Below are 997 nucleotides of genomic sequence, written 5' to 3'. Positions count from 1 at the left end.
GCCATTGAACTGGCGTGGCGGGCAGTTGATCACCAAAACGCTTCTCCACGCTTTCCAACATCAAGTCGCGGATATCATCGCCGCTGTACCCGGTCGGGCTCGCGACCCAGCCGATGGCTTCGCGATCACAGCAATCGAGGGCGAAGGTCACGCTCAGTTTGGCGCCGTCCTCACAACGGAACTCAAAGCCGTCCGAGCACCAACGCGTATCGCTGGTTTCCACCGCAATACGGCCTTCGTGCCGACGCGGCACGCCGGGCTGTTTGATCCGGCGTTCAAGCAGCAGATTGTGATCACGCATGACCCGGTAAACCCGTTTCACGTTGATCGCGGGCAGCGACCGCTTTTCACGTGCACGACGCAGCAGTCCCCAGACGCGACGGTATCCATAGCTGGGCAGTTCGCTGACCTCTTGCTGGATTTCAGCGACCAGCTCTACATCGGTCACAGGCCTGCTTCGCCGTACTTTGGGCGATACCGATTGCTTGATTCGAACCGTTAATTGCGAGCGCGCCACACCGAGACATTCGCTGACCAGCTTCACTGGTCGTCCCCCGGCAACAAGGGTGAGTGCGCAATCCATTTTCGCGACCGGGCGATCTCCACGGCCTCTTTGAGGATTTCGGCTTCCATCGTTTTCTTGCCCAGCATCCGTTGCAGCTCACGGATCTGCTTGAGCGCATCGCTCAACTCGGAGGCAGGCACCACGGCTTCGCCTGCACTGACCGCCGACAGGCTGCCGTCCTGGTACAGCTTGCGCCACAGGAACAGCTGGTTGGCATTGATGCCGTTGCGCCGAGCGACGACCGACACACTTTGTCCTGGCTCAAGGCTCTCGCGAACCATGGCCAGCTTTTGCTCTGGGCTCCAGCGGCGCCGCCGCTCCTGGCCCAAAAGCTCCCCACTCTTATCGTTGCTGTTAGTCATAAACATAACCGTTTGCCTATCCCTTATCGTAAGGGGGAAACGGTGTCCTGTCTTTCATGGGGCTCGTTCA

1 pseudogene is annotated in these 997 nt (G+C 59.5%); it reads right to left on the bottom strand.

The window, feature by feature from the left end:
- A pseudogene (locus tag FQ187_RS30685) lies at window positions 1–927 on the bottom strand (IS3 family transposase); the annotation flags it as partial.
- Between the last annotated feature and the right edge of the window lie 70 nt (window positions 928–997).

The organism is Pseudomonas sp. ANT_J28, from assembly GCF_008370005.1.
GTDB lineage: Bacteria > Pseudomonadota > Gammaproteobacteria > Pseudomonadales > Pseudomonadaceae > Aquipseudomonas > Aquipseudomonas frigoris.
This window is presented reverse-complemented; position numbering and strand designations above follow the sequence as displayed.